The organism is Bathymodiolus azoricus thioautotrophic gill symbiont, from assembly GCF_001298715.1.
In the GTDB taxonomy this organism is placed as follows: Bacteria; Pseudomonadota; Gammaproteobacteria; order PS1; family Pseudothioglobaceae; genus Thiodubiliella.
The window spans coordinates 1-5,455 of the sequence record NZ_CDSC02000409.1; the positions used below are offsets into that span (position 1 = coordinate 1).

The window sequence follows — 5,455 nt, forward strand, 5'->3', positions numbered from 1 at the left end:
TTCCTGCTGGGCATCGTGCGGAATGGAAGGGTTGATGCGGGTGACGGCATTATTCAAGCGATTAGGCAATATTACTTCCTCAAAACTATTGCGTAAGGGGTTGTCAGAGTCGGGGGCAATATCAGGAGCGTAAATGTATTCGTAACCTTGCTTTTCCAGTAGTTTAATGCAGAAGTTTTCGATGGTGTTTTCGGTAATTCGGTTTGTCATACTTTACCACCAGAATGATTGACTATTAGCTTAATCATTTGTGAAATTGAATCATAGAGTTCTTTTTCATTGAACCGTTTCCGCATAGTTACATTTTCAGGGTGGTGAATCATATTTCTAATGTATGTTAGCAACGTTGTGTCTTTTGGGTTCCCCCCCCATTGCCTTTGGTTTCCTTGGTCCATTGCTTTGTTTTCTTAACGCCCTGATCGACTAACCAACCTTCAAATTTATTAATATTCCGTTTTTCACTTAACTCTTGCAGTCTTCCGTATAGATCGTTGTGAAACTCGATGGTTGGCAGTTTGTATCCTTCATAGTTTATTTCACCCCATGTTGGACTCCACGGTAGTAGATTACTCTTAGCACCATTGATTCTATCGATTTTTGGAACCCCACTCTCTAAACAAAAGATGAACAAACCAATAGTATTCAAATATTCTGAGACTAAAAAATAGGGAGAGTGTGTCGCTAAAAAAACCTGTTTTGTTTTAGACAACTCTAAAAGAGATTTAAACAGTTTCGATTGTGCTTTGGGGTGAAGACAAATTTCTGGTTCATCAATGAACAAAAAAACGGTTTCTTAAGACCACCTTCTTCGGGATGTTTCGTCAATTCATCTGCATATACTTGCAACAGTGCCAAAGCAACTGAACGTTGCATGCCACTGCCTTTTTCTTCCATGGAAGTTCTAACACCATCGTCAATATCAATAGTGGTATTTTTGAAAAACGAATCAATTTTTAGCTCATTGAACCGAAAACGAATAGAGGCATGCCCAAACTGTTCTTTAAAAATTGCCTGAGTTTTTTCCTCAATAATTTTAAGCTTCTTTCTTAATTTAGAGTCCTCGTCATTAAATGTTTTATCAAATTGTTTTGAAAAACTCCCATAGTCATCCGTATCGGTAAAACCACTCATAATATCTTTTAGCAAATTGCCACAAATAGTAGTGGAGCCAAAACTCGCTTGATCATTAGGGTTGGTGTCAGCCCAAACAAAATTTGTCTCAAATAACTTTCTTACAAACATCTTAATGCCTGGTTCATCTTTATACTCGTCATTTCCATTTGACCATAACTGTATTGTCTGCATAGAAGATGTTTTTCTTGAAAATCTGATAGATTCAGTTGCAGTACCATCATCATAAATATTTTTTTTGAATACAGCAACTTTAGTTTTTTTTCGAAAAACTATCAATAGTCCCTGTAATGTTTCCCTCAAAAGTAATTTCGACCACAACATCTTCTGTTGGGTTATTCTTATTTTTGATCTCTTCAGGTAGTTTTTTGATACCATTTTTCAAAAAGTCGATTGCTTCAAATATTGTAGACTTACCTGTATTATTTTCACCAACAAAAATATTCAAACCACTACCACATTCACCATTCGGCATGTTAAACACCATTGTCGATATATCACCGTTAAAGCTCTTAAAATTTTGTACCTTCAGTTCTTTTATATACATACTCTATTCCTTAAAATCATGCCCTATCCTCCGTAAACGCCTTGTACTCATTGACATAGGCTTGATTGTCCATATTAAACAATATTTCACTGGCAGGATAAGAATAATCCCCCATCACAAACTCACTGAAGGAATTATCCCACGATTCGTTAAACTCTTCCGCCTCAGAATAAGCAAGAGCATGAGCTTGTGATTTGTGATGTTTTCTAGGATTTTCATTTTCAAAGTTTCTTATTAAAAAGCAGGAAACCAGTTCTGTAGCGTCAACAAGGAATATTTTTGTAAGTTTATCAATTCCATTATTTCTATCTTTCAATTGATCCATGGTTCGTCCATGAGAAGTTACCCCTATTTCGTTTCTCAAACTTCCCACTTGATGCCCAATATTTGCAATTGATGTTGATAGTTGCGTAACTAAATCACCACCATTATAGCCGATAGCCTTGCACGTTTTTTTTAATGAGCTACTGATGCTTTCACTACTTCTAAGCTCGACAGATTTTTGTTCGCATATCTCTTTTGATATTGATTCCAGAATGGATTTTGAATTTTTAACGGCTAATCCAAAGTCGATATCCAAGTATGTCTCAATTATCAAAATATTATCTTCTAATGGCTTCCACCGACCATATTCTTTGATAACGGCTTTTAGCTTATCCATTGCTGGCAATCCTGACTTCACCACTCATCAATTTAGGTAACAAAGTATCCCGAAGGGAAGTTAAGTTTTTTAATCTTTTATTGTTGGAAATAATTTTATCCAGCAAGGGTGTAAATATTTCTGAAAACTCCTCAGATTCTTCTGGCGATGGCACTAATACCATCGCATCATCTAAATCACCCCGTTTAATATGCCCCATTGTTGTTGCATGGCTAGATGAAATGCTGACAAATTCAGCTAAATGATGTTTGCTCCATAAATAGTAATACCATTTAGGGAAATCATCAGAAGTCACTTTGAACAAATGTTGATTCAAAATACATTGATCACCATCCCATATTTTCACCATTAACGAAGCCGACCATGAAAAAATAACATCGCCATTTTCGATGATGTATTCTGCTTTAACCTCTGTCGTACACCAATCACACTCATCAGAAAAACCATTACGCAGTTGTTTGATTTTCAAAACAGGAAATTTGTCCACTTCGTTTTTAGGCGGGAATTTTTGACAAGCCAAGCCGTTTAAAAAGTTGGCAACACTGCTTAACGGCTTTTCCACCCAATCCTCCCCAGCCTCAACCACAAACCACTGGCGAAAAAGCGTTTCTGCCATCTGTTCAAGGGTTTTGTTTTGGCAGTGGAGCAGGTCGATTTTGTCATCCAGTGCGCTTAATACGTCGGCAATGGCTTTTTGTTCGGGGAGGGGTGGGAGTTTAAATATTACTTGTTTTAAATCTCTTATGGGCAATTGTGGTTGAGCACTACCAGAAATAAATTCTGACAAATCCAGTGTTAAAAATTTGAATAATTGATAATTAAAAACTGGATGCAATCCCGCTGGTCTAATAATAACCATCCCAGAGTTTACTCTAATATTTTCAAAGTCTACTCCTTCATTATAAAATGCAACATTTCCGACTGTGCCTCTAGTTGTTAAAACAATATCATTTCTTTCTAGCTTTCCTTTTCTAAGCAAACAATCTTTTTCTTCAGTAATGAAATTTAATTCTGAAAAATTAAATCCTGACGATGTTACGTTCTTTGTGTTTAAGAAAAGACAATATCCATTATCAGAAAACTCATTTTTTTTAGGATAATTTTTTCCTCTATCGCCATCCAATATTTCAACAGGTGCGTTAGCTAAATTAACCTCCCGCCAAGCACTCCCCCCACTCTCAACGCTCAACTCTCCATTTTCCATTAACCCCTCACTCATCCCCAAACCCCAGTCTCAATGTCGCTTCTTCAATCGCCTTATGCAGTTTCGCCTGCAACACTTCTTTCGGTGGCAGTTGTAGCCAGTACTCGGCAATATGAATATCATCTTGTTCCAGTTCCATCAATTCCACCACTTCTTTATCCTTGCTACTACACAATAAAATCGCAATCGGTGAGTTTTCATCAGGCTGTTGTTCATACTTCGCCAACCATTTCAAATACAGCTCAGCCTGCCCTTTGTATTCGGGTTTGAATTCTCCGAGTTTCAGTTCAATCAGCACCAGTCGTTTGAGTTTGCGATGATAGAACAGCAAATCCAGATAATAGTCATTACCGCCGATTTGCAGGCGTTTTTGTCGTGCCATAAAAGCAAAATCACTGCCCAGTTCCAGTATAAAGTGCTCCAGCTTGTGCAGGATGGCGTTTTCTAGATCCTTTTCGCTGAAGTTATCTTGTAACTCGAGAAAATCCAGCAGGTAAGGGTCTTTGAGGTGCAGGGCAAGGGAGGCGGTTTGTGGCTGTTCCAGCTTTGCCAGTTCTTGCCGAATGACCTTTTCGGGCTGTTTGGCAATGGCACTGCGTTCAAACAACATGCCGTCCATGCGTTCACGCAGGGTACGCACTGACCAGCTTTCGTGATGGCTCATATGAGCATAAAATTCACGCTGAATAACATCCTCCAACTTGAGCAGTTCAACAAAATGCGACCAGCTTAATTGTTGCGACAGTGTCGCAATAATCGTTTGCTCAGGGAATGCCTTATAAAATTTCACCATGCGGGTAAGCGATGAATAGGTAAACCCCTTGCCAAATTCATCACTGAGTTGCTGGCTTAGTTTCGGTAATACCTGTTTTCCATAGTCCGCCCGATTTGAGTCTAAAATGTCTATACTGATTCGTTTGCCAATCTGCCAGTAAGTAACGGTTAGGGTTTGGTTGACCTGTTTAACAACGCTTGACCTTGCCTGCGTAATCAGTTGCTTTATATCTGCATACAGGCTTTGGTATTGGGTAGGCGTGCTCGTGATTTCTTTTTTTCTGTTCTCACTCATTTTCAACCCCCAATCGCTTCACCCCTCGATCTTCCAGCAATATCTGCATTTGCCCAATAGCCATCTGATTGAGTTTTTGCAGCCGTTCACTTTGTGACTGACCTTCATCAATCAACATGGCATTGAGGCTTTCCAGATTGGCAAGGCATACCAATTGGCTGACATTGGCGTAGTCACGGATATTGCCGTCTTTATCGGGGTTGGCTTTTCGCCATTGTTTTACGGTTTTACCAAACAGTGACACATTGAGCACATCGGCTTCTGAGGCGTAGATATGGCTGATTTGCTGTTTGCCTAGGATCTGTGGCAGTAAATTTCCTTTGATGGCATCAGTATGGATGCGGTAGTTGATTTTAGTGAGTTGGCGTTTGATGTTCCATCCGAGTTTGCCTTGTTCTTTTTCTTTAAGCCGTTGAAATTCCTTGAACAGGTATAGCTTAAATTCAACCGAAATCCAGGTAGCAAATTCAAAAGCGATGTCTTTATGGGCATAGGTTCCACCATAGCGTCCTGCTTTGGATATAATGCCTATGGCGTTGGTTTTTTCTATCCATTGCTTGGGGGTGAGACTAAAACTGTTTAATCCCGCCTCTTTTCTAAACCCGTCGAATTCGACGGGTTTAAAATCAGGGTTATTCAGTTGCTCCCAAATTCCAATATACTCGATGGTATTGCGATTGCGGATCCAGTTTCGTATTAGGTCATTGGTACGGTCAGATTTTTTATGGCAGGCAATATCTGTTAATGAGATGTAATCCTGCTCATTGGCTTGCACAACCGTAATTTCGCTTTGGTTAACGATGATTTTATTGCTTTTATTAACCATCAATCTTTACCTTTGCC

8 protein-coding genes are annotated in these 5,455 nt (G+C 39.0%); all 8 read right to left on the reverse strand.

The window, feature by feature from the left end; translation table 11 throughout:
* A partial coding sequence (locus BAZSYMA_RS07860; protein ID WP_143243162.1) for a type I restriction endonuclease occupies positions 1-210 on the reverse strand: 210 nt, incomplete at its 3' end.
* Positions 211-337: 127 nt separating this feature from the next.
* Entirely contained in the window at positions 338-781 is a 444-nt protein-coding gene (locus BAZSYMA_RS10455; RefSeq protein WP_241502593.1) for an AAA family ATPase, read from the reverse strand.
* A complete protein-coding gene (locus BAZSYMA_RS10460) occupies positions 712-1,410 on the reverse strand; it encodes a hypothetical protein (protein WP_241502594.1) in 699 nt (232 codons plus the stop codon). The genes BAZSYMA_RS10455 and BAZSYMA_RS10460 overlap by 70 nt, the downstream gene beginning before the upstream one ends.
* Entirely contained in the window at positions 1,385-1,678 is a 294-nt protein-coding gene (locus BAZSYMA_RS10465; protein ID WP_241502596.1) for an AAA family ATPase, read from the reverse strand. Before BAZSYMA_RS10465 ends, BAZSYMA_RS10460 begins: the two co-directional genes overlap by 26 nt.
* A gap of 16 nt (positions 1,679-1,694) precedes the next feature.
* Entirely contained in the window at positions 1,695-2,339 is a 645-nt protein-coding gene (locus tag BAZSYMA_RS07870; protein ID WP_090717600.1) for an abortive infection family protein, read from the reverse strand.
* Entirely contained in the window at positions 2,332-3,543 is a 1,212-nt protein-coding gene (locus tag BAZSYMA_RS07875) for a restriction endonuclease subunit S (protein WP_090717613.1), read from the reverse strand. The genes BAZSYMA_RS07870 and BAZSYMA_RS07875 overlap by 8 nt, the downstream gene beginning before the upstream one ends.
* A 7-nt stretch (positions 3,544-3,550) precedes the next feature.
* On the reverse strand, positions 3,551-4,612 hold the full coding sequence (locus BAZSYMA_RS07880; RefSeq protein WP_090717605.1) for a PDDEXK nuclease domain-containing protein: 1,062 nt from the start codon (positions 4,610-4,612) through the stop codon (positions 3,551-3,553).
* On the reverse strand, positions 4,605-5,438 hold the full coding sequence (locus BAZSYMA_RS07885) for a KilA-N domain-containing protein (RefSeq protein WP_090717609.1): 834 nt from the start codon (positions 5,436-5,438) through the stop codon (positions 4,605-4,607). Before BAZSYMA_RS07885 ends, BAZSYMA_RS07880 begins: the two co-directional genes overlap by 8 nt.
* Between the last annotated feature and the right edge of the window lie 17 nt (positions 5,439-5,455).

Coding starts and splice junctions, on each gene's coding strand:
- BAZSYMA_RS07880 (WP_090717605.1), bottom strand. CDS start 4,612: ATGAGTGAGAACAGAAAAAAAGAAATCACGAGCACGCCTACCCAATAC.
- BAZSYMA_RS07885 (WP_090717609.1), bottom strand. CDS start 5,438: ATGGTTAATAAAAGCAATAAAATCATCGTTAACCAAAGCGAAATTACG.
- BAZSYMA_RS07875 (WP_090717613.1), bottom strand. CDS start 3,543: ATGGAAAATGGAGAGTTGAGCGTTGAGAGTGGGGGGAGTGCTTGGCGG.
- BAZSYMA_RS10465 (WP_241502596.1), bottom strand. CDS start 1,678: ATGTATATAAAAGAACTGAAGGTACAAAATTTTAAGAGCTTTAACGGT.
- BAZSYMA_RS07870 (WP_090717600.1), bottom strand. CDS start 2,339: ATGGATAAGCTAAAAGCCGTTATCAAAGAATATGGTCGGTGGAAGCCA.